Origin of the sequence: Serpentinimonas maccroryi, from assembly GCF_000828915.1 — a bacterium.
In the GTDB taxonomy this organism is placed as follows: Bacteria; Pseudomonadota; Gammaproteobacteria; order Burkholderiales; family Burkholderiaceae_C; genus Serpentinimonas; species Serpentinimonas maccroryi.
On sequence record NZ_AP014569.1, the window covers coordinates 279,757 to 299,398 of the forward strand.

Here is a 19,642-nt window from a genome sequence, read left to right on the forward strand (position 1 = left end):
GGCTTCAGACTTTTTCGTAAATGGTTTTGCCGCGCAGGACGAACTGGGACTTGAGGTCGGAAAAGTTCTCGGCATGCCCCACGAACAGCATGCCGCCGGGCTTGATGAGGCGGTGCATGCGCGTCAGCACCTGGCGCTGGGTGGCGTGGTCGAAGTAAATCATGACGTTGCGGCAAAATACCACGTCAAAAGTCTCGCGCAGGCTCCAGTTGTCTTCGATCAGGTTGAGGCTGAAAAACTCGATGTGCCGCTGCAGCTCGGGGCGCACCCGCGCCAGCCCGGCGTTGTCGCCTTTGCCCTTGAGAAAGTATTTCTGCAGCTGCGCCTGGCTGAGGTTTTTCAGGCCCTCGAGCTTGTAAACCCCTTGCGCGGCGGTGGCCAGCACTTTGGTGTCGATGTCGCTGGCCCAGATCTGAAAGCGCCCGCTTAGGCCGAGCGCGTCGGCCAGGGTGATGGCGATCGAGTAGGGCTCTTCCCCGGTGGAGGCGGCCGAGCACCAGATTTTCCATTCGTGGCCGGGCGGGGCCTCGCGCACCATCCGAGCGAGTTCTTCGAAGTGGTGGTTTTCGCGGAAAAACGAAGTCAGGTTGGTGGTCAGCGCGTTCACAAAGGCCTGCCACTCGTCGGCATCGCCTTGGGTCTCGAGCCACTTGATGTAGTCGGCAAAGCTGCGGTGACCGGTGTCGCGCAGCCGCCGCGAGATGCGGCTGTAGACCATGGCCTGCTTGCCCTCGTGCAGGCTGATGCCCGCATGACGGTAGATCAGGTCTTTGATGCGGTTGAAGTCGGCCGCCGTCCAGGTGAATTCCCGGCTTTGTGGTGCGGCGCTGGCGTCGTTCATTTGGGGGCGAGCAAAGGTTTGGGTTTTAGTGGCGCGAGCGCCGCACCAAGGTCGAGGTGTCGAGGATCAGCGAGACGCTGCCGTCGCCCAAAATGGTGGCACCAGACACATTGGGCACTTTTTTGTAGTTCGATTCGAGGTTTTTGATCACCACCTGCTGCTGCCCGAGCAGCTCATCGACCATTAGCGCCACCCGGGCGCCATCGGATTCGATCACCACCATGATGCTGTTGGCGCTGGCATCACCCGCTTGGCGCGGCACGCCAAAGGTGCGGTCGATCTCGATCACCGGCATGTATTCTTCGCGCACCTTGACCAGACGCGAGTTTTGCGCCACGGTGTTGATGGTGTTGGATTCGACCTGGAACGATTCGACCACCGACGACAGCGGCAGGATGTAAACCTCGTCGGATACACGCACTGTCATGCCATCCATGATGGCCAAGGTGAGCGGCAGCCGCACCTTGACGCTCATGCCAAAGCCCTCGGCCGAATCGAGCTCGACCGTGCCGCCCAGCGAGGCGATGTTTTTCATCACCACGTCCATGCCCACGCCGCGGCCCGAGACGTCGGTGACCACGTCGGCGGTAGAAAAACCGGGCGCAAAGATGAGCTGCCAGACCTCTTGGTCGCTCATGTCGTCTGGGGCGTCGATGCCCTTGGAGCGCGCTTTGTCGATCAGTTTTTGGCGCGACAGGCCCTTGCCGTCGTCGCGCACCTCGATCAGGATCGAGCCGCCCTGGTGCGCCGCGCTCAGGGTGATGGTGCCGGTTTCGGGCTTGCCACGCGCCAACCGGTCGGCGGGCAGTTCGATGCCGTGGTCGCAGCTGTTGCGGATCAGGTGGGTGAGGGGGTCGGTGATTTTTTCGATCAGGCCCTTGTCGAGCTCGGTGGCTTCGCCTTGGGTGACGAGATCGACTTTTTTGCCTAGCTTGCTGGCCAGGTCGCGCAACATGCGCGGGAAGCGGTTGAAGACAACCGACATCGGGATCATGCGGATCGACATGATCGACTCTTGCAAGTCGCGCGTGTTGCGCTCGAGGTCGGCCAAGCCAGCCAGCAGTTGCTGATTCAGCCCAGCATCGAGGGCGCGGCTGTTTTGCGCCAGCATGGCTTGGGTGATGACGAGCTCGCCCACCTGGTTGATGAGCTGGTCGATTTTGCTCACCGACACGCGCAGCGTGGTGGCCTCGGGCTGGGCGGCCATGGCGGCAGCGGTCGCTGGGCGAGCGGCTTTGCTGGCTTCGGCCGGCCTGGCATCGGGGCCGTTGTCGGCGCCGCTGGCGTGCGGTGTTTCTTGCAGCAGGGTCTGGGCATGGATTTGCGGCGTGAGCGGGTTGCCCGGCGCGCCGGCAAACAATCCGTAGCCCTGCACCAGATCGGGCTCGGGCACCGTGGCGCCGCTGGCCGTGACGCTGCTGCCCGGCACCGGGCTGCCCGGCGCGCCGGCAAAGAGGCCGTAACCTTGCTCGATGACGTCGGAAAAGCTTTCCGGTGCCGGGTTTGGGGTGTTGTGGCTGGCGCTGCTGTGGCCCGTGGTGCCTGGGCTGGCTTGCAAACGGATGGCGTCTTTGGCGACGTGGAAGGCGAACAGGTCGATCAAGTCGGCATCGCTGCTGGTGGTTTCGATCTCGTACACGCGGCAGCCGTCTTGTTCGCTCTCAGCGCAGATTTGGCCCAAGCCCACGATCTCACGAAACAGGTCTTTGATCGGGTCAGCCAGCCGGATGTCGCTCAAGGGTCCGATCACGGCTTGCAATTGGCGCAGGGCTCCGGGGGCGCTGGCCGCTGGCATGCCAGCCGGGCCGGCCGGAGCGGGAGCGGGAGCAGGGGCCGGGGCCGGGGCAGGAGTGGGGGCCGGGGCTTTGGCCGGTGCGGAAGCTGGCGCAGGCGCAGGCGCCGCACCGCTGGCCAGCACGCGGATGCGCTGCACCAGAGCGGTGGTTTCGGGCGCGGCGCCGCCGGTGCCTTGGTGTCGAGCCAGCAGGCCCTTGAGCGCGTCGGACGACTCCAACAACACATCGACCATGGGCGCGGTGGGCTTGAGCTCGTGGCGGCGCAGCTTGTCGAGCAGGCCCTCCATTTGGTGCGTGAGCTCGGCCACGTCTTCAAAGCCAAAGGTGGCGGCGCCGCCCTTGATCGAGTGGGCGCAACGAAAGATGGCGTTGAGCTCCTCGTCGTCCACCGTGTCGAGGTCGAGCTGCAGCAGCTGCTGCTCCATCTGCTCCAGATTCTCGCCGGCTTCTTCGAAGAAGATCTGGTAGAACTGGGTCAGGTCGAAGGCGTCGTTTTTCGCTTCTGCCATGGTCTGAATGTCTCGTTCGATGCGGTTGTGGGCGCAGAGGGGCTGCGGGGGGATTCGGGCGCGGCTGGTTTAGGCGATCACTTTGCGGATCACCTCGATGAGGCGGCTGGGATCGAAGGGCTTGACCAGCCAGCCGGTGGCCCCGGCGGCGCGCCCGGCCTGTTTCATCTGGTCGCTCGATTCGGTGGTCAGGATCAGGATCGGGGTGGACTTGAAGTGCGGGTGCTCGCGCAGTTTGCGCGTCAGGCCGATGCCGTCGAGGCGCGGCATGTTCTGGTCGGTGAGCACGAGGTCGAAGCTTTGCTTTTGGGCTTTCTCGAAGGCGTCGATGCCGTCGATGGCCTCCACCACCTTGAAGCCGGCGCTGACCAGGGTGAAGGAAACCATCTTGCGCATGGAGGCCGAGTCGTCAACGGCAAGGATCGAGTGCATGGGGAAGTGCCTTGGAGTGGTGTGGGGTGGGGTTGCGTTGTGGGTATCGGGCTGCGCTGCAGCGGTGATCAGAACAGCTCGACCGAACCGGCGTCCATCTCGCTTTGCGTGACCGGATTGGGGTTGCGCGGCATGTGGGTCACCACCAGACCGGTTTCGTCGGCGTCGGGCTCCAGTGCCTGATCGGCCAAGACGTAGGCGCAGCCCTTGAGCATTTTGCCGATGTGCACCAGCAGCTGCGAAGACATGTCGTGAAATTGCAACTCGGTCACGGCCTGGTGCAGGTTGGCCTGCAGCGCGCTGCGCTGGTCGGCATCGGGCAGCTGCTCGACTGTGAGCAAGGCGCTGTTGAAGCGGTCCAGCAAGTTGGCGGTGGCGTGGTCGAGCAAGCCTTCGAGCCGCTTGAGGTCGTTCATGGCCACCAGCAGCGAGTCTTGCAGGTCGGCCAGCACCGACACCGACATCTGGACCACCGGCTCGTCGCTGGGGACAACGGGAAAGGGCTCGACGCAGGTGTACTCCTCGCGCGGCCAGCGTCGGTGTTCGTGCGTGGCGGTTGGGGTGGTAGGCATAGGCGAGTGCGGCGCTTGGGTGTCAGATCGGTTGCTTGATCCCGTATATTAGCCTGCGCCGGGGGTATAAACTCCAGACTGCACCCACCCGTTGTTTCAGTAAATGCAAAAAACCCCTGCTTCGTGGCCCGCTAGGGCGTTGGCGATGCGCTTATTGGTCGGTCGCGGAAGCTTCGATTGCGGGGTGTTCCTTGGCTGAGCTGCATCTGCTGCACTTGGAAGACAACCCCGCCGACCACGAGTTGCTGCGGCGCTGCCTGCAGCGGGCCGATTTTGAAGCGCGCCTGACGCTGGTCGAGACGCTGGAAGAATTTGCGGCGCAGATCGAAGCCGGTGGCGTGGATGCGGTGTTGGCCGACTACCACTTGGCGGGCTTCAGCTGCCTGCAGGCTTGGGACTGGTTGCAGGCGCGGGGGCTGGAGCTGCCCTTTGTGATTGTCTCGGGGGCCATCGGCGAGGCCACGGTGGCCGAGGCGCTGCTGCGCGGGGCGAGCGACTACGTGGACAAAAACCGGCTGGCGCGCCTGCCGGCGGCCTTGCAGCGGGCGCTGGAGCTGCACGCCACGCGCCGGGCCCAGGCGCAGGCGCAGGCCGAGCTGGCCGAATCGCGCCGTCGCCTGGTGGATTTGACCGAGCATTTGCAGCTCGGGCTGGAGCGCGAGCGCGCCGACATCGCGCGCGAAATTCACGACGACATCGGTGGCGCGCTGGCGGCGGTCAAGCTCGATCTGGCGTGGCTCGGGCGGCACGTGCCGCAGCCCGAGGCGCAGGCGCACGTGCGCGCGGCGCTGGAAATGACCGAGCACGCGCTGCTGGCCAGCCAGCGCCTGATGCGCAACCTGCGCCCGGCGGTGCTGGACCAAGGCCTGCAGCCGGCTTTGCAGTGGCTGGTGCACACCTTTGCCGAGCGCACCGGGCTGGCGCTGCGGCTCGAGGGCACGCTGCGCGCCCCGGTTGATCCGCAGCGGGCGATGGTGGTCTATCGCACCGCGCAAGAGGCGCTGACCAACGTGCTCAAACACGCGCAGGCGCAGTCGGTGCGGCTGGAATTGAGCGACCTCGAGGGCGTGCTCACGCTCGAGGTGAGCGACGACGGCCGCGGCGCCAGCGCCGCCGAACTGGCCAAACTGCAGTCCTTTGGCCTGCTGGGTTTGCGCGAGCGCGCGCAGGGGGCCGGTGGCTGGATCGACGTGGTTACGGCGCCGGGGCAGGGCCTGACGCTGATTTTGTCGCTGCCTCTGGCTGGGGCGCAGGCCGACGCAAAAGCCACAGACTGGAAATGAATTCGATGATTAAAGTAATTTTGTGTGACGACCACGCCATGCTGCGCCGCGGGGTGCGCGACACGCTGGCCGAGGCCACCGATGTGCGCGTGATCGGCGAAGCCGACGGCTACGCCAGCCTGCGCGAGCTGCTGCGCCAGCAGCGCCCCGACGTGCTGCTGCTCGACGTCGATCTGCCCGGGCGCAGCGGCCTAGAGATTTTGTCGGCGCTGCAACTGGAGCCGGCGCCGCTGCGCACGCTGATGGTGTCGATGTACCCCGAAGACCAGTACGCGCTGCGCTGCCTCAAGGCCGGAGCCATGGGCTACCTCAACAAGGGTGGCGACCCGGCGGCGCTGCTCACGGCGGTGCGCACGGTGGCGCAGGGGCGCAAATACATCACGCCCGAGGTGGCCGAGCTGCTGGCCAGGCACCTGAGCGCGCCCGAGGCGGCGCAGCTGCACGACATTCTGTCGGAGCGCGAGCTGCAGACGCTGCGCCTGATCGCCTCGGGCAAAATGCTGGCGCAGATCGCCGAGGAGCTGATGATCAGCCCCAAAACGGTGAGCGTTTACCGCGCCCGCACGCTGGAAAAGCTGGGCCTGAGCAACAACGCCGAACTCACCGTCTATGCGATCCGCAACCAGCTGGTGTAGCGCGAGGCAGGCACAACCGCCCTTCAGCAGCCCATGTTTTAGCCGCCCATGAACAGGTCGGTGACCACGCGCATGAGCTGCAACACCGGCTGATCGAGCAGCGGCAACGTGAAGGCGATGCCCACCAGCCCGACCGAGAGCGTGAGCGGAAAGCCGATCGCAAACACGTTCATCTGCGGCGCGATGCGCGTGATGATGCCCAGCACCAGGTTGACGAACAGCAGCATGCCGATCATCGGCAAGGCGATCCACAGGCCGTAGTAAAAGATCAGCCCCCCGAGCTCGTGCAGGCGCATGGTTTGCACCACCGCCAGCATGTCGCCCCCCACCGGAAAGGTGTGAAAGCTGGCGGCCACCGCCATGATCAGCATCAGGTGGCCGTTGAGCACGACGAACAACAACATGGCCATGTTGCCGAAGTAGCGCCCGACCGGGCTCGAGGCGGCGTTGGTGGCGGGGTCGAAGAAGCCGGCGAAGTTCAGGCCCATCTGCAAGCCGATGATCTCGCCCGCCATTTCCACCGCTGCAAAGACGATGCGCACCGCCAGCCCGATCGAAATGCCGATGGCCAGTTGCTGGATCACCGCCGCCAGCGCCTCGGGGCTGGTGAGCGAGAGCATGGGCGGCTCGGGCAGGGCCGGCTGGATACAGACCGCGATCAAAAACGCCAGCGCCACTTTGAGGCGCATGGGCACCGAGCGCGAGGAAAAAATCGGGGCGCTGGCGAACACACCCAAAATGCGCAAAAAAGGCCAGAAGATGGGCGCCACCCAGGCCATGATCTGGGCCTCGGTGAAAGTGATCATGGGGCCGTCCACGGCTGCCCCTGCGCCTAGACCGCATACTCGGGGATCGAGAGCAGGATGCGGCGCAGAAAGTCCACCAGCGTCGTCAGCATCCACGGCCCCGCGACCGCAAACACCACCACCGCCGCCACGATCTTGGGCACAAACGAGAGCGTGGCTTCGTTGATCTGCGTCAGCGCCTGAAACAGGCTCACCACCAGCCCGACCACCAGTATCACCGCCAGCAGCGGGGCCGAGACCGCCAGCAGGATGAACAGGGCGTTTTGCCCGACGGCGAGGGTGGCTTGGGTATCCATGGCGTTTTTATCAATTTTTGGATAAAATGGGCGCAGCTAGACCACGAAGCTCGCCGCCAGCGACCCGATCAGCAGGTTCCAGCCATCGGCCAGCACGAACAACATCAGCTTGAAGGGCAGCGCCACCAGCACCGGCGAGAGCATCATCATGCCCAGCGACATCAGCACGCTGGCCACGATCAGGTCGATCACCAAAAAAGGAATGAAGATCAAAAAGCCGATCATGAAGGCGGTTTTGAGCTCGCTGATGACGAAGGCCGGCACCAGCACCCGAAAAGGGGCGTTTTGCACCGTCACGTTTTCGTCCAAGCCGGCCAGGTTGGCGAACATGCGGAAATCGGACTGGCGCGTTTGCTTGCTCATGAACTCGCGCATCGGCGCTTCGGCGCGCTGCACCGCCTGCTCGAAGCTGATCTCACCCCGGGTGAAGGGCTGGTAGGCCTCGGCGTGCACGCGGTCTAGTGTGGGCGCCATGACGAACAGGGTGAGGAACAAGGCCAACCCGACCAGCACCTGGTTGGGCGGCGCGGCCTGCGTGCCCAGCGCCATGCGCAGCAGCGAGAGCACGATGATGATGCGCGTAAAGGCCGTCATCATCAGCAGCACCGCCGGCAAAAACGACAGCGCGGTGAAGAACAGCAGGGTTTGAATGGGCACCGAGAAGCTGGTGCCGCCCGCGCCTTGGCCGATCAGGATCGGGAACGCGCCTGGGGGTGCGGCGGGGGCAGCGGGCGGCGCCACCTGCGCCAAGGCCAGCGCGCAACCGCCCAACAGCAGCGCCGCCAGCGCCGCCTGGGCGCCAGCGCGCACCCAGCCCCTTGGGGAGGCAGTTTTCACGCGCGGGGCTCCGCAGGGGTTGGGCGGTTGAGCGAGCGCGCCAGCTTTTGATACAGGGTTTCGGGGGCGGGCGGGGTGGTTGCGGCCATGGCGGCAGCAAAGGTCTCGGCGTGGGCGGCAGCGGGCGCGGTCGCAAGCAGCCTAGGGGCATCCAAGCCCTGCACGTACAGGGCGCTGATGTGTTGCGGCGTTATGCCCAATGTGAGCTGCACCGGGCCGGTGGGGCCGTTGACTTCGACCACCGCCACGCGCTGCTGCGGCCCCACCATGAGCTGCGACACCAAGCGCAGATCGGCGCCCAAGCCGCTGCCTGCTGGGGTCATGCGCTTGCGCACCCAATGCACGCCCCAAGCCAGCAGCGCCATAACCAGCAGCAAGCCCAAGGCCGGCAGCATGGCGGTAAAGATCGATTGGTTCATGGCAGGGGTTCAGGCAGGCACAGCCGCGGTCGGCATCTCAACGGCTTAGTTTCGACTTAGGCGGCGCAGCCGTTCCGAGGGGGTGACGATGTCGGTCAGGCGGATGCCGAATTTTTCGTTCACCACCACCACCTCGCCTTGGGCGATCAGGTAGCCGTTGACGAGCACGTCCATGGGTTCGCCGGCCAGCGCGTCGAGCTCGACGATCGAGCCCTGTGCCAGCTGCAAGATGTATTTGATCGGCACCTTGGTGCGGCCGAGCTCGACCGAGAGCTGCACCGGGATGTCGAGCACCATCGAGATGTCGTTGGGGCTGCTGACGGCGCTGCTAGGGCTGGCATCGAAGTGCGGCGCACCGGCGGCCAAGTCATCGGTCGCGCCCTTGGTGGATTGCTCTTGCAGTGCCTGCGCCCAGTCGTCGGCGATGGCGTCGTTGGGGTCTTGCTCGTTACTCATGTTGATCTCCGTGCCAGGTGGACGATTGCTCGCGCCGCAATTGCACCACCTTGAGGGCGTATTTGCCGTTGTGGGTGCCGTACTCGGCCTGCAGCACCGGCACGCCATCGACGCGCGCCTCGATCACGCGCTCGCGTTCGAGCTCGATGAAGTCGCCCACTTTCATGGCCAGCAACTGCTCGACCGTGGTGCGGGTGCGCGCCAATTCGGCGCAGAGCTCGATTTCGGCCGACTGGATTTCTTGGCCCAGCAGCCGCACCCAGCGCCGATCCACCTCCATCGAGTCGCCCTGCGAGGTGGAGTAGAGCAGATCGCGGATCGGCTCCAGCGTGGCGTAGGGGATGCACAGGTGCAGCGAGCCGGAAATGTCGCCGATTTCGAGCGTGAAGCTGGTGCTGATGACGATCTCGCTCGGGGTGGCGATGTTGGCAAACTGCGGCTGCATCTCGGAGCGCTGATACGCCAGTTCGAGCGGGTAGACGCCTTTCCAGGCTTTTTTGTATTCTTCCGACACCACGTCGACCAGCCGGTTGATGACGCGCTGTTCGGTGGGGGAGAAGTCGCGCCCCTCGATGCGGGTGTGGAACTTGCCGTTGCCGCCAAACAGGCTGTCGATGACACCAAACAGCAGCGTGGGCTCGCACACGATCATGCCGCTGCCGCGCAGCGGGCGCACCGCCATGATGTTGAAGTTGGTCGGCACCACCAACTCGCGCAGGAACATGCTGTACTTTTGCACCTGCACCGTGCCGACCGAGATTTCGGGGCTGCGCCGGATGAGGTTGAACAGGCCGACGCGCAGGTTGCGGGCGAAGCGCTCGTTGATCACCTCCATGGTGGGCATGCGCCCACGCACGATGCGCTCTTGCTTGGAGAGGTCGTAGCCGCGCACTGAGCCGGAGTCGACCTCCTCTTTGGCGAGTTTTTGGCTCTCGCCCGTGACGCCCTCGAGCAGGGCGTCGATCTCGTCCTGGGACAAAAAAGCGTCGCTCATGGTGCGGGTATGCGGGGCGGTTGAGGTGTCTGCAAAGGACGGCGGGTTTACTGCACGATCAGGCTGGTGAACAACACCGCCTGCACCGGGCTGGGGGTGGTGCCCCGATCGGGCAAGCCTGTGGTTTCGCGCACCATGGCCAAGATGTCAGCGGCCAGCGCGTCTTTGCCGGCCGGGGTGAGCAGTTCGGTGGCACTGCGCTGGGCTGCCAGGCGCAACATGCCGTTGCGGATCGCCGGCATGAAGGCGGTGACGCGCGCCGAAGTGGCGGCATCGGCCAGCTGCAGCGTGACGCCGAGCTGCGCAAAACGCATGGCACCCGGGTCGGCCAAGTTGACGACCATGTTTTCAAGTGGCAAAAAGGCCGGGGGTGCCTGCGGGGCGGCAGCGGCAGCGGGCGCCAGTGGCTGGCCGTCGGGGCCCAGTTCTTCTTCAGCCGCTGGCTGCAGCAGGAAAAAAGCAGCCACCGCCAGAACCAGCAGCAACGCCACAGCACCCAAAATGATGATGAGCAGCTTTTTGCTCTTGGGTTTGGCCGGTGCCGCGTCGGCGTTGGCGGCGGGTGCAGAAGCGGAGGGTTTGGCAGCCATGGGTTTTGCCTTTAGGTTCTAGCAAGCACAAAGAGCGCGCGGATTCGGTCGAATCCGCAGACCGCCTTATTGTGTCACGGCTATTGTGCCGGGCCGACGGCGCCGGCTTGAGCAGGAAAAGCAGGCGCTTGGGCCGGCTATTTGCGATTTACTGCCGCACGTCGATCAGGCGTACACGCTCAGGCCGGCACGACCGGCACCCAGTTGCCATTGCAGCGTGGGCGCTTGGGCCGCCGAATCGGCTTGCTCGGCCCCATCGGAACGGGCCTGAGCCCATTCAGGGCGCGGCTGCGCCGGGCGGTCCGATTGGCCCGAGGCGCGCGAGCCGATCGACAGGCCCACCAGTTCGAGCCCGCTCTGACCCAGCAGTTCGCTCAAGGCCTCTGGTGCCTGGGCTTGCAGGGCTTCGAGCAGCGCCGCGTCGTCGGTCAGGAAGTCGAGCCGGGCCTGGTTGCCGTCGAGCTGCATGCCGATTTCCAGCGGTTGGCCCAAGCCCTCGTGCAGCACCAAGTTGGCGCGTTTGACCTGCCCGGCCAGCCATAGGCTGATGTGCTGGTTGAGGGGTTCTAGGACCGCCTCTAGCCCCTGGCCCGCAACCTGCTGCTCGAGCAGTTGGCCAAACTCTGCGCCGACCGCCGAGGCTTCGCCCGCGCTCGCGCTTGACGCTTGGTTGTCGACCCAGGTTTGGGCGGCGTCGCCGCCGCGTGTGCCTTGGCCCGAACCCTCGCGGGAGCCGGCGTCGGAGCGTGCGCTGGAGCTTGCGGTGGTCAACGCGGTGGCGCCGGCTTCGTCTGCCATGCCGGCGGCGGAATCGGTGCTGGCCCAGGCGTACTGGGTGGCCACTGCGGCCGACCCGGCCGCGGGTGCCGCAAAACGCAGGGCAGCGGCTGCAGCCGGACCTGCCGCAGCCAGGAAGTTGGCACTGGGGGCGGCGGGCAGTTCGGCGCCCGGCTTGGGCGCTGCCGCAGCGCCGGCATTGGCGCCGGCTGAGGCGCGCGCCCTAGCCAGTGTGGATACCCATGCGGCTGAGGCTTGGGTGGCCCCGGCTTTGCGGCCCGCAGGGCCTTCGGCGCTTGCGGGACCGGCAGGCGCTGCTGTGGTGGCCTGGGCATCCGGTGCAGCCGGAGTGGCTGGGGTAGGTGCTGTAGCCGGTGTTCCGTTGGCTTTGGGTTCCAGGCGGGCCATGAGTGCGGTGGATTCGGCCGGGTCTGAGCGCGGCGGCGCCTGGACGGTGGTGGCGGGGTCGCTGGATTTGCCTTGAGAGAGCTCGGGGTCTGGGCTGGCCTTGGGGTCGGCTTGGGCCAGGGGTGCCGGGGCTTGAGCCTCGTGGCCTGCGTCGGCAGCGAGCAACATGGCGGCAAAGGCGCAGCTTGAGGCACCCGCTTTGGGTGTGCCTGGGGTCGCCGCCGAGGCTGCCGCAGCCGCTGCGGTGCGGCGCGGCGCGGGCTCGGGCGTGCGCGGGCTTTGGGGGGAATCGGTTCTCATGGCGTGGACCTCCAAGGGTGCGAATCGGCGTGCAGGCGGTGTTGCACGGCAGCCATTTCGTCGTTGCTCTTTTGCTCTTTGCGTTGCTGCTGCAGCAGCCAAACTTGGTGGCGGCGCTGCTGAAATTTGCGCAGGCTGGCCAGCTCGCGTTCGGCCTCGTACACCCTTTGCTGGCCCTGCTGCAGCCGGTGCGCGATCTGCTCCAACACGGTTTGCTGGTAGTTTTGCGCGTGCTCGAGTTTGCCCATGAACACCCGGTGGGTGTGCAACTGCACGCCGTCGAAACCGTTGGCCGCGCGCTCGCTCCAGCGCACGTGGGTTTCGGCGCAGTAGCCTTGCAGTTGGTTGAGCTGCAGCAGCGCCTGGCGTTGCTCGTGCTGGATCTGGGCCAGCGCCTGCAGGGCCTGGTCGCGCTTGCGCAGTGCGACGTCGAGCACCACGCTCAAATCTTGCTCTGCGGTTTTCATGGTTGCGCGTTGAAGGAGTGGGTGCCGCGCCCGGGGGCGGCTTCGCCTATGGCTTGGGCCAACTGCTGCACGCTGGCCTCGAAGGGGGCTTGTTCGCGCATGTCTTGCATCAAAAACTGCTGCAGGGCCGGGAAGAGGGCGATGGCGCGGTCGGTTTCCGGGTCGCTGCCGGCGGCGTAAGCGCCCAGCTGGATCAGGTCGCGGCTTTTTTGGTAGCGGGCATAGAGCTGGCGGTAGCGCCGCGCCCACTGCTGGTGCGCAGCGCTGGTGACGTTGTGCATCACGCGCGAGGCCGAGGCCTCGATGTCGATCGCCGGGTAGATGCCGGATTCGGCCATGCTGCGCGAGAGCACGATGTGGCCGTCCAAAATGGCGCGGGCGGCGTCGGCGATCGGGTCTTGCTGGTCGTCGCCTTCTGAGAGCACGGTGTAGAAAGCGGTGATCGAGCCCTTGCCCTGGGCGGCGTTGCCGCTGCGCTCGACCAGTTGCGGCAGCTTGGCAAAGCAGCTCGGGGGGTAGCCCTTGGTGGCCGGGGGCTCGCCGATGGCCAGTGCGATTTCGCGCTGCGCCATGGCGTAGCGGCTGAGCGAGTCCATGAGCAGCAGCACGTCGAGCCCGTCGTCGCGAAAGCGCTCGGCGATGGCGGTGGCGTAGTGCGCGCCTTGTAGGCGCAGCAGCGGCGGCGAGTCGGCCGGTGCCGCCACCACCACCGAGCGCGCCAGCCCGTCGGCGCCCAGAATGTCTTCGATGAACTCTTTGACCTCGCGCCCGCGCTCACCGATCAGGCCGACCACGATCACGTCGGCGCGGGTGAAGCGCGCCATCATGCCCAGCAGCACGCTTTTGCCCACGCCGGAGCCGGCAAAGAGCCCGATGCGCTGCCCACGCCCGACGGTGAGCAAGGCGTTGATGGCGCGCACGCCGGTATCGAGCGGCTGGCGCACCGGGGCGCGTTCCATGGCGTTGATGGGGTTGCGCTCGAGCGGGTCTATGGCCACCGCGCGCAGCGGCCCTTGGTGGTCGAGCGGTTGCCCGCGCGCGTCCACCACCCGGCCCAGCAGCCCGGCACCGAGCGGCAGGCGCAGCACGCCACGGTCGTTGGGGGGCTGCGGCTTGAGTGGGTCGCCCAGGCGCGGCTGTGGCCGGTAGGGGGGCAACTGGCGCACCCGCGCGCCGCTGGCTAGGCCTTGCACGTCGCCCGCTGGCATCAGGAAGGCGCGGTCGCCGTTGAAGCCCACCACCTCGGCCAGCACCGCGCTGTCGGGTTCGCCAGGGGTGTCGATCACGCACTGCGAACCCACCGGCGCGCGCACGCCTTGGGCTTCGAGCACCAAACCGGCCAAGCGCATCAGCCGGCCGCTGGTTTCCAGCGCGGTGTGCTGGGTGGCGGCTTGCTGCGCCAGCGCCATGAAGCTTGCCCAGCGCGGCGGCAGCGCCGGGCTTGGGGGCGCTGCGGCCAGGAGTTCAAAGGCGTGGGGTTCAGCGGCTTGGAGTTCAGGGGCTTGGAGTTCAGGGGCTTGGAGTTCAGACATCGGCTTGCCCTCCGGGCTGCCAGGGCTGCTCAAGCCCCAAGTTGGCCAGCGCCCGCTGCCAGCGTTTTTCGAGCCGTGCATCGACGCCGCCGTGGGCGCTCTCGACCACGCAGTCGCCCGGGCTCAGGGTGGGGTCGGGGTGCACCTGCACCGGCGTCTGCAGTGCCATGCCGTGCGCCTCCAGGGTTGCTTGATCGGCCAGCAGCGCGGCATCGAGCGGGTGCAGGCGCAAGGTGGCCGGGCGACCGTCGTCGATCAGCAGCGCCAGCGCTTCTTGCACCACGCTGCGCAAGGGTGGCAGCGGGGTGCTCAGCTCGCACCGCACCACCTGGCGCGCTAGCGCGCAAGCCAGCTGCAGCACCTGCTCGGCCAGCGCTTGCTCGAGCAGATCAAAACCCGCTTGCGCCTGGCGCAGCATGGCGTCGATGCGCTGCACCTGCTCGCGCTGCACTTGCAGGGTTTGCTGCTGCAGTTCGGTGCGCGTGCGTTCGGCGCCAGCCAGCAGGCCGGCTTCGTAGCCTTCGTCCCAAGCCTGCTGGCGCAGGGCCAGTGCCTGCTGGACATCGAGCACCTGTTCGGCATCGGTGGCTTGGGTCTCGCGGCCGGGTGTGCCGTCGCCGATGGCACCAAACAGCACCGCCTCTACCTCTTGCACCTCCTCTTTGGGGATGAAGCGCTGGTAATGCGAGGCGCGGCTAGACGAAGGCATCGTCGCCTCCGCCACCGATCGTGATTTGGCCCTCGTCGGCCAGGCGGCGCACCACTTTGAGGATGTCTTTTTGTTGCGCCTCGACCTCGGACAAGCGCACCGGCCCGCGCGACTCCAGGTCTTCTTTGAGCGCTTCGGCGGCGCGGCTCGACATGTTGCCGAGGATTTTTTCTTTGAGCTCGTTGCTCGCACCCTTGAGGGCGATCACCAGCGCATCGGAGGACACCTCTTTGAGCACCGACTGGATGGCTTTGTTGTCGAGCTTGTTCACGTCTTCGAAGGTGAACATCTTGTCCATGATTTTTTGTGCCAGGTCGGGGTCGGATTCGCGGATGGAATCGACCACGCTGGTCTCGAGGCTGGTGCCGAGCAGGTTGATGATCTCGGCCGCTGCCTTGGCACCCCCGAGCGAGCTTTTGCGGATTTTGTCGCCGCCGGCCAGCACTTGGTAAAGCGCTTCGTTGAGGTCTTTGAGGGCCATCGGTTGAATGCCCTCCATGGTGGCGATGCGCAGCATGACGTCGTTGCGCGTGCGCTCGGTGAACTGTTTAAGGATGCTGGCAGAATGGTCTTGGTCGAGGTGCACCAAAATGGCAGCCAGAATCTGCGGGTGTTCGTTGCGCAGCAGTTCGGCGACCGAGTTTGGGTCCATCCACTTCAGGCTTTCGATGCCGGAGACGTCGCCGCCTTGCAAAATGCGGTCGATCAGCAACGCCGCCTTGTCGTCGCCCAATGCACGCTTGAGCACGGCACGCACGTAGTTGTCGGTGTCCGAGACCAGCAGGCTTTGCGAGGCCGCTTCGGCGGTGAACTTGTCGATCACCCCATCAACCTTGTCTTTGCTCACGGCGCGCATGCGCGCAATCGTCTCGCCCAAGCGCTGCACCTCTTTGGGCGAGAAATGCTTGAATACTTCGGCCGCTTCCTCTTCGCCGAGCGACATGAGGAAGATGGCCGCGTCCTGCAGTCCGTCGTCTGTGTCAGCCATTGCGCGCTACCTTTGGGCTTGTCAAGGTCTTGATTGTCGCCTCAGCTGGCCGTCGCTGTCGATTCTCCGGTCATCCAACCGCGCACGATGTTGGCCACGGCCATCGGGTTTTCGCGTGCCAGCCGACGTGCGTCTTCAAGCCTCAGCTGCTCCACAGTCGTTTCGTTGGATGCCGGCGCGGGCAGGCCTGGGCGCTGGGGTGTATCGTCCACCAAGGCGTTGAGCTGGCTGCCGGGTGGTGCGCCCTCTGCGCCGGCCTCTGGGGGCGGCGCCGCCATGAGCTTGAGCGAGGGCCGCACCATGCCCAAGAAGACGATCAGAGCCAGCAGCAGCAAGCCCAACGGCCAAACCAGGGAGCGGATCAGGTCTTGCAGCCAAGGCTGCTGCCACAGCGGCAGCTCGACCGTTTCGACCACGGTGCGGTTGAAGGCGGCGTTCATCACGTTCACGGTGTCGCCGCGCGGTTCGCTAAAGCCGATGGCTTCGCGCACCAGCGCGTTGATCTGCGCCATCAGCTCGGGCGACAAGGCGGTGGTGGTGGGTTCTCCGCGCCGATCGGTGCCCTCAGCGTGGTTGAGCACCACGGCGGCGCTCAGGCGCCGGATGTTGCCGGTGGCCCCCCGGGTGACGGCCACGGTGCGGTCGACCTCGAAGTTGGTCACTTGCTCGCGCCGGCGGTTGGCTTCGGCGCTGCCGCCGGGCACGTTTTGCCCGGGCACCACACCCAAGGGGCCGGCGTCGGGGGCGTTGATCGGAGCCGCTGCGGCCCCCGGGGGCAAGTTGGCCACGGCGCCCGGCACGCCAGCCGGCGTTTGTTCGGTTTGGCTGCCGCTTTCGAGCAACTGGGCGCTGCGCACCGCGGCTTCGTTGGGGGCTTGGTTGGGGCGGAACTGCTCGCTGGTCTGGTCGGTGACCGAAAAATCGACGTCGGCCGTGACTTGGGCGCGCACGTTTTGGCGCCCGACCAAGGGCTCGAGCAGATCCAGGATGCGCTGGGCGTACATCTGCTCGACCATGCGCCGGTATTCAAGCTGGCGCGAGTCGATGCCGCTTTGGGCGCCGTCGGCGCTTTGCGACAACAGGTTGCCCTGCTGGTCCACCACGCTCACCGCCGCCGGGCGCATTTCGGGCACGCTGCTGGCCACTAGGTGCACGATGCCGGCGACTTGGGCGCGGTCGAGCACGCGGCCGCCGTGCAGGGTGAGCAACACGCTGGCCGAGGGCTTTTGCTGTTCCCTAAAAAAACCGGTCTGATTCGGCAGGGCCAGGTGCACGCGCGCCTCGGCCACGGCGTTGAGCGACGAGATGGAGCGCACCAGCTCGCCCTCGAGCCCGCGCTGAAAATTGAGCCGCTCCTGGAACTGCGTCATGCCCAGCCGGGCGGTGTCCATCAGTTCAAAGCCGACCACGCTGCCGCGCGGCAGGCCCTGCGCCGCCAGCTGCAAGCGCACATCGTGCACCCGGTCAGCGGGTACCAAAATGGCGGTGCCGCCTTCGGAGTGCTGGTAGGGTACGCCCAGTTGCGACAACTGTTCGATCACCGCGCCGCCGTCTTGAGGCGAGAGGTTGGCGTAAAGCACCCGAAACTCGGGTCGGCCGGCCATCAGGGCGGCCGCCACCAGCAGCGCCAGCAAGGCGGCCGCGCCCAGCCCGAGCATGAGCTTGCGGCCGCTGTCGAGGCGCGCAAAGCCCTGCACCAAGCGGTTGGGTGGGCCCGCAGTTTGGAGGGGTGGGGCGTCAACGGTGGCGACGGCGGTGTTCATGCGGGTGGGTGCGGGAGGACGGTTTTGGGGGCTGAGGGCATTGTGTGTGGCCCGGCCCCGAATCTAAAGCGGAAAAAGCCCTGCGAACGGGCGCTTTATCGGCCTCAAGTCGGGGTGTGAGCGGCCGTAGCATTGCCACTCATCGCATTGAGCCACCCGCCCTGCAAGGATCTAGCCATGGAATTGCGCCTCACCCCTCCCACGACCGTCGGCGCAGGCGCCCCGCGCCCCGCACGCCTGCCCGGCTTGGACTCGGGCGCCGGTGGATCGGCTGGGGCGGTGCCCGAAGCCGGCGGCTTTGGACAAGCCTTCAAGACCGCATTGCAAAACGTCAGCGCCGCCCAAGAGCGCGCGAGCCAGCTGCAGACCGAATTCCAGCTCGGCAACCCCAACGTGAGCTTGGAGCAAACCATGCTTGCGATGCAAAAATCACAGATCGGCTTTCAGGCCGCCTTGCATGTGCGCAACCGCATGATGCAGGCGTACACCGATGTGATGAACATGCAGGTATGAGGGCGTTTGTATGTTTCTAGATGGTGCGGCTGCAGCCCGATAAGGGAGCGTCAATGCAGCAGAGTGGACCGAGTCGGCCCCAGGTTGGCCCACAAATCATCGACGCAGGGCTCAACCAGTTCCCGAATCTGGGCATCATGGCGCAGCAGCGTGAGCATGATGCGTTGTTTGCGGGCGCGCTCTGTGGGCGTCAAATCTCCCTCTTGGCCGAGTTCGCGCAGGCGTTCGATCAGCACGGCGCAGGCGCTTTCGAGCCGCATCACGGCGTCCCAGTCGTGCGCCTGCGCGGCGTCGAGCATCGCTTGGCTGGTTCTTTCGATCGCTTGGTAGTGCTCGAGCAGGTCAGTAGGCATGGTGGACATGGTGGGCAGGTGGGTCGAAGGGCCAGATGAGATCTGTACAAATTCTCAAGTCGTGCTATCTATATCGTAGTGTTCTGCGCCAACTTGAGCGCTTACTGGGTGGAATGTGCCGCTCAGTTCTGGGCTTTGGTGGCTGCGCTGGCAGGGTGCACCGGCTCCAGCGGCTGCGGCACCATGGGTTGCCAACGCACCGGATTGGTCGGTGCATCCTGCCCCAAGGCTTTGCCATTGACCCGCAGACCGTTGGCTGACAGACGCGCGGCGGTGGTGGGGCCGACTCCACGCACCCGGTTGGAGAAATCGCTCCAGTTGGCGAATGGGCGCTGTTGCCGCGCCGCCACGATGCGCTCAAGCATCACCGGACCGATGCCTTTGATCGCATCCAAGTCGGAGGCGGAGGCGCGGTTGGCCTCTACGGCGTTGGCACCGGCCGAGGCCAGCAACAGCAAAACGCCGATCATCAACGCTGCCGCCACCAGGCTCCACCTCGATTGCCGCTGCACACGCCACTGCAATGGCCTCTGCAGCCCCCTGCGATTTACTGCTTTGCCTACGTAGACCATGGCTGCCTCTCCTGTGGTGCATACCCCGACACTGCACAATTCGAAGATCTTAACTGCAGCGGGCGCCTTGGGGCTGATTGGGGCGCCTGGTGCCTGCAGCGCCGACGCCCCCACCAACCGACGATGTTTGACCCCACCCAAGTGCCTGTGCTGGGCACCGATGCGCATCTGCCCGCCGTGGCGCCCGCCGAGTGCCAGCCGCTGGCGCTGCGGCGCCGTTTGGCGGCGCCGCCGCCGTGGCAGCCCGAGCTGTGGCATGAACCCCGCTTCATCGAGCGTGCGCCCAGCCGCGCTGCGGTGCTGATGGCGGTGCGCACCGGGCCGCAACCCACGCTGCTGCTCACCGAGCGCAGCCCCGAGTTGCCCGACCACCCCGGCCAGATCGCCTTTCCCGGCGGCAAGATCGACGCCAGCGACGCCAACGCCCAAGCCGCCGCTTTGCGCGAAGCGCAAGAGGAAATCGGGCTGCCACATCAGGTGGTGGAGGTGCTGGGCCAGCTGCCCGACTACACCACTGGCAGCGGCTTCATCGTCACGCCGGTGCTGGCCTTGGTGCCTGCCAGCCAGCGCCTACAACCCGACCCGCGCGAGGTGGCGGCGGTGTTCGAGGTGCCGCTGGTCTATCTGATGAACCCGGCGCACCACCGCCGCCACGAACTGCTCTGGCAAGGCCGCCGCCGGCAGTGGTTTTCTATGCCGTGGCACGACGGCACGCGCGAGTGCTACATCTGGGGCGCCACGGCGGCCATGCTGCGCAACCTGTACCGACTTTTGAGTGCTTGAGCCTAGGGCGC

At 66.0% G+C, this 19,642-nt stretch carries 23 protein-coding genes; 4 read left to right on the forward strand and 19 right to left on the reverse strand.

The window, feature by feature from the left end; genetic code table 11:
- Positions 1-4: 4 nt before the first annotated feature.
- From SMCB_RS01225 to SMCB_RS01240, 4 genes are all read right to left on the reverse strand, one after another.
- On the reverse strand, positions 5-841 hold the full coding sequence (locus SMCB_RS01225; protein WP_045534473.1) for a CheR family methyltransferase: 837 nt from the start codon (positions 839-841) through the stop codon (positions 5-7).
- Positions 842-866: 25 nt separating this feature from the next.
- Positions 867-3,146 carry a chemotaxis protein CheA gene (locus tag SMCB_RS01230; RefSeq protein ID WP_045534475.1) on the reverse strand — a complete coding sequence of 760 codons (2,280 nt, stop codon included), beginning with the start codon at positions 3,144-3,146 and terminating at the stop codon, positions 867-869.
- A gap of 69 nt (positions 3,147-3,215) precedes the next feature.
- Entirely contained in the window at positions 3,216-3,578 is a 363-nt protein-coding gene (locus SMCB_RS01235; RefSeq protein WP_045534477.1) for a response regulator, read from the reverse strand.
- A gap of 68 nt (positions 3,579-3,646) precedes the next feature.
- A complete protein-coding gene (locus SMCB_RS01240; RefSeq protein ID WP_045537347.1) occupies positions 3,647-4,042 on the reverse strand; it encodes a hypothetical protein in 396 nt (131 codons plus the stop codon).
- Positions 4,043-4,341: 299 nt separating this feature from the next.
- Here SMCB_RS01240 and SMCB_RS01245 point away from each other — a divergent pair, with 299 nt between their 5' ends.
- On the forward strand, positions 4,342-5,433 hold the full coding sequence (locus SMCB_RS01245; RefSeq protein WP_231851218.1) for a hybrid sensor histidine kinase/response regulator: 1,092 nt from the start codon (positions 4,342-4,344) through the stop codon (positions 5,431-5,433).
- A 5-nt stretch (positions 5,434-5,438) separates the two neighbouring features.
- Entirely contained in the window at positions 5,439-6,068 is a 630-nt protein-coding gene (locus SMCB_RS01250) for a response regulator (protein WP_045534479.1), read from the forward strand.
- Between the two features lie 38 nt (positions 6,069-6,106).
- Here SMCB_RS01250 and fliR read toward each other — a convergent pair whose 3' ends face one another.
- The 13 genes from fliR to fliF all read right to left on the reverse strand — a co-directional run bounded on the left by fliR (position 6,107) and on the right by fliF (position 17,410).
- Positions 6,107-6,874 (reverse strand): flagellar biosynthetic protein FliR, encoded by a 768-nt coding sequence (fliR, locus tag SMCB_RS01255; protein WP_045534481.1) that lies wholly within the window; start codon positions 6,872-6,874, stop codon positions 6,107-6,109.
- A 26-nt stretch (positions 6,875-6,900) separates the two neighbouring features.
- On the reverse strand, positions 6,901-7,170 hold the full coding sequence (gene fliQ, locus SMCB_RS01260) for a flagellar biosynthesis protein FliQ (protein WP_045534483.1): 270 nt from the start codon (positions 7,168-7,170) through the stop codon (positions 6,901-6,903).
- 36 nt (positions 7,171-7,206) lie between these two features.
- Positions 7,207-7,980 carry a flagellar type III secretion system pore protein FliP gene (gene fliP / locus SMCB_RS01265; protein ID WP_420834902.1) on the reverse strand — a complete coding sequence of 258 codons (774 nt, stop codon included), beginning with the start codon at positions 7,978-7,980 and terminating at the stop codon, positions 7,207-7,209.
- Positions 7,981-8,003: 23 nt separating this feature from the next.
- Positions 8,004-8,426, reverse strand: a complete 423-nt coding sequence (locus tag SMCB_RS12075; RefSeq protein ID WP_052468365.1) for a FliO/MopB family protein — start codon at positions 8,424-8,426, stop codon at positions 8,004-8,006.
- A 45-nt stretch (positions 8,427-8,471) separates the two neighbouring features.
- Positions 8,472-8,882 (reverse strand): flagellar motor switch protein FliN, encoded by a 411-nt coding sequence (gene fliN / locus SMCB_RS01275; protein ID WP_045534487.1) that lies wholly within the window; start codon positions 8,880-8,882, stop codon positions 8,472-8,474.
- Positions 8,875-9,876 (reverse strand): flagellar motor switch protein FliM, encoded by a 1,002-nt coding sequence (fliM, locus tag SMCB_RS01280; protein WP_045534492.1) that lies wholly within the window; start codon positions 9,874-9,876, stop codon positions 8,875-8,877. Before fliM ends, fliN begins: the two co-directional genes overlap by 8 nt.
- Positions 9,877-9,923: 47 nt before the next feature.
- A complete protein-coding gene (locus SMCB_RS01285) occupies positions 9,924-10,466 on the reverse strand; it encodes a flagellar basal body-associated FliL family protein (RefSeq protein ID WP_052468366.1) in 543 nt (180 codons plus the stop codon).
- Positions 10,467-10,631: 165 nt separating this feature from the next.
- The gene (locus tag SMCB_RS12600) at positions 10,632-11,951 is read right to left on the reverse strand and encodes a flagellar hook-length control protein FliK (protein ID WP_045534494.1); all 1,320 of its coding nucleotides are present in this window, start codon (positions 11,949-11,951) and stop codon (positions 10,632-10,634) included.
- Positions 11,948-12,418, reverse strand: a complete 471-nt coding sequence (fliJ, locus tag SMCB_RS01295; protein WP_045534496.1) for a flagellar export protein FliJ — start codon at positions 12,416-12,418, stop codon at positions 11,948-11,950. Before fliJ ends, SMCB_RS12600 begins: the two co-directional genes overlap by 4 nt.
- Positions 12,415-13,827 (reverse strand): flagellar protein export ATPase FliI, encoded by a 1,413-nt coding sequence (gene fliI / locus SMCB_RS01300; protein WP_045537352.1) that lies wholly within the window; start codon positions 13,825-13,827, stop codon positions 12,415-12,417. Before fliI ends, fliJ begins: the two co-directional genes overlap by 4 nt.
- Positions 13,828-13,942: 115 nt before the next feature.
- Positions 13,943-14,659, reverse strand: a complete 717-nt coding sequence (locus SMCB_RS01305) for a FliH/SctL family protein (protein ID WP_045534498.1) — start codon at positions 14,657-14,659, stop codon at positions 13,943-13,945.
- Positions 14,646-15,647: a flagellar motor switch protein FliG gene (gene fliG / locus SMCB_RS01310; protein WP_045534500.1), complete on the reverse strand. Its 1,002-nt coding sequence runs from the start codon at positions 15,645-15,647 to the stop codon at positions 14,646-14,648. Before fliG ends, SMCB_RS01305 begins: the two co-directional genes overlap by 14 nt.
- Before the next feature lie 41 nt (positions 15,648-15,688).
- Positions 15,689-17,410: a flagellar basal-body MS-ring/collar protein FliF gene (gene fliF, locus SMCB_RS01315; RefSeq protein WP_045534502.1), complete on the reverse strand. Its 1,722-nt coding sequence runs from the start codon at positions 17,408-17,410 to the stop codon at positions 15,689-15,691.
- Between the two features lie 177 nt (positions 17,411-17,587).
- On the opposite strand from fliF, the gene fliE reads away from it, so the two are divergent.
- Positions 17,588-17,923, forward strand: coding sequence for a flagellar hook-basal body complex protein FliE (gene fliE / locus SMCB_RS01320; RefSeq protein ID WP_045534504.1), 336 nt, complete (start codon positions 17,588-17,590; stop codon positions 17,921-17,923).
- Between the two features lie 50 nt (positions 17,924-17,973).
- On the opposite strand, the gene SMCB_RS01325 is transcribed toward fliE, so the two are convergent.
- Together SMCB_RS01325 and SMCB_RS01330 are read right to left on the reverse strand one after the other, a co-directional pair.
- The gene (locus SMCB_RS01325; protein WP_052468367.1) at positions 17,974-18,285 is read right to left on the reverse strand and encodes a flagellar protein FliT; all 312 of its coding nucleotides are present in this window, start codon (positions 18,283-18,285) and stop codon (positions 17,974-17,976) included.
- Positions 18,286-18,398: 113 nt separating this feature from the next.
- Positions 18,399-18,746: a ComEA family DNA-binding protein gene (locus SMCB_RS01330; RefSeq protein WP_082027398.1), complete on the reverse strand. Its 348-nt coding sequence runs from the start codon at positions 18,744-18,746 to the stop codon at positions 18,399-18,401.
- 225 nt (positions 18,747-18,971) lie between these two features.
- On the opposite strand from SMCB_RS01330, the gene SMCB_RS01335 reads away from it, so the two are divergent.
- On the forward strand, positions 18,972-19,631 hold the full coding sequence (locus tag SMCB_RS01335) for a CoA pyrophosphatase (RefSeq protein ID WP_045534506.1): 660 nt from the start codon (positions 18,972-18,974) through the stop codon (positions 19,629-19,631).
- The last annotated feature ends 11 nt before the right edge of the window (positions 19,632-19,642 follow it).

What these genes read in the sequence shown, in the direction of transcription:
- SMCB_RS01225 (WP_045534473.1), bottom strand. Translation starts at nt 841, where the DNA reads ATGAACGACGCCAGCGCCGCACCACAAAGCCGGGAATTCACCTGGACG.
- SMCB_RS01230 (WP_045534475.1), bottom strand. Translation starts at nt 3,146, where the DNA reads ATGGCAGAAGCGAAAAACGACGCCTTCGACCTGACCCAGTTCTACCAG.
- SMCB_RS01235 (WP_045534477.1), bottom strand. Translation starts at nt 3,578, where the DNA reads ATGCACTCGATCCTTGCCGTTGACGACTCGGCCTCCATGCGCAAGATG.
- SMCB_RS01240 (WP_045537347.1), bottom strand. Translation starts at nt 4,042, where the DNA reads ATGTCGGTGTCGGTGCTGGCCGACCTGCAAGACTCGCTGCTGGTGGCC.
- SMCB_RS01250 (WP_045534479.1), top strand. Translation starts at nt 5,439, where the DNA reads ATGATTAAAGTAATTTTGTGTGACGACCACGCCATGCTGCGCCGCGGG.
- fliR (WP_045534481.1), bottom strand. Translation starts at nt 6,874, where the DNA reads ATGATCACTTTCACCGAGGCCCAGATCATGGCCTGGGTGGCGCCCATC.
- fliQ (WP_045534483.1), bottom strand. Translation starts at nt 7,170, where the DNA reads ATGGATACCCAAGCCACCCTCGCCGTCGGGCAAAACGCCCTGTTCATC.
- SMCB_RS12075 (WP_052468365.1), bottom strand. Translation starts at nt 8,426, where the DNA reads ATGAACCAATCGATCTTTACCGCCATGCTGCCGGCCTTGGGCTTGCTG.
- fliN (WP_045534487.1), bottom strand. Translation starts at nt 8,882, where the DNA reads ATGAGTAACGAGCAAGACCCCAACGACGCCATCGCCGACGACTGGGCG.
- fliM (WP_045534492.1), bottom strand. Translation starts at nt 9,876, where the DNA reads ATGAGCGACGCTTTTTTGTCCCAGGACGAGATCGACGCCCTGCTCGAG.
- SMCB_RS01285 (WP_052468366.1), bottom strand. Translation starts at nt 10,466, where the DNA reads ATGGCTGCCAAACCCTCCGCTTCTGCACCCGCCGCCAACGCCGACGCG.
- SMCB_RS12600 (WP_045534494.1), bottom strand. Translation starts at nt 11,951, where the DNA reads ATGAGAACCGATTCCCCCCAAAGCCCGCGCACGCCCGAGCCCGCGCCG.
- fliJ (WP_045534496.1), bottom strand. Translation starts at nt 12,418, where the DNA reads ATGAAAACCGCAGAGCAAGATTTGAGCGTGGTGCTCGACGTCGCACTG.
- fliI (WP_045537352.1), bottom strand. Translation starts at nt 13,827, where the DNA reads ATGGCGCTGGCGCAGCAAGCCGCCACCCAGCACACCGCGCTGGAAACC.
- SMCB_RS01305 (WP_045534498.1), bottom strand. Translation starts at nt 14,659, where the DNA reads ATGCCTTCGTCTAGCCGCGCCTCGCATTACCAGCGCTTCATCCCCAAA.
- fliG (WP_045534500.1), bottom strand. Translation starts at nt 15,647, where the DNA reads ATGGCTGACACAGACGACGGACTGCAGGACGCGGCCATCTTCCTCATG.
- fliF (WP_045534502.1), bottom strand. Translation starts at nt 17,410, where the DNA reads ATGAACACCGCCGTCGCCACCGTTGACGCCCCACCCCTCCAAACTGCG.
- fliE (WP_045534504.1), top strand. Translation starts at nt 17,588, where the DNA reads ATGGAATTGCGCCTCACCCCTCCCACGACCGTCGGCGCAGGCGCCCCG.
- SMCB_RS01325 (WP_052468367.1), bottom strand. Translation starts at nt 18,285, where the DNA reads ATGTCCACCATGCCTACTGACCTGCTCGAGCACTACCAAGCGATCGAA.
- SMCB_RS01330 (WP_082027398.1), bottom strand. Translation starts at nt 18,746, where the DNA reads ATGATCGGCGTTTTGCTGTTGCTGGCCTCGGCCGGTGCCAACGCCGTA.
- SMCB_RS01335 (WP_045534506.1), top strand. Translation starts at nt 18,972, where the DNA reads ATGTTTGACCCCACCCAAGTGCCTGTGCTGGGCACCGATGCGCATCTG.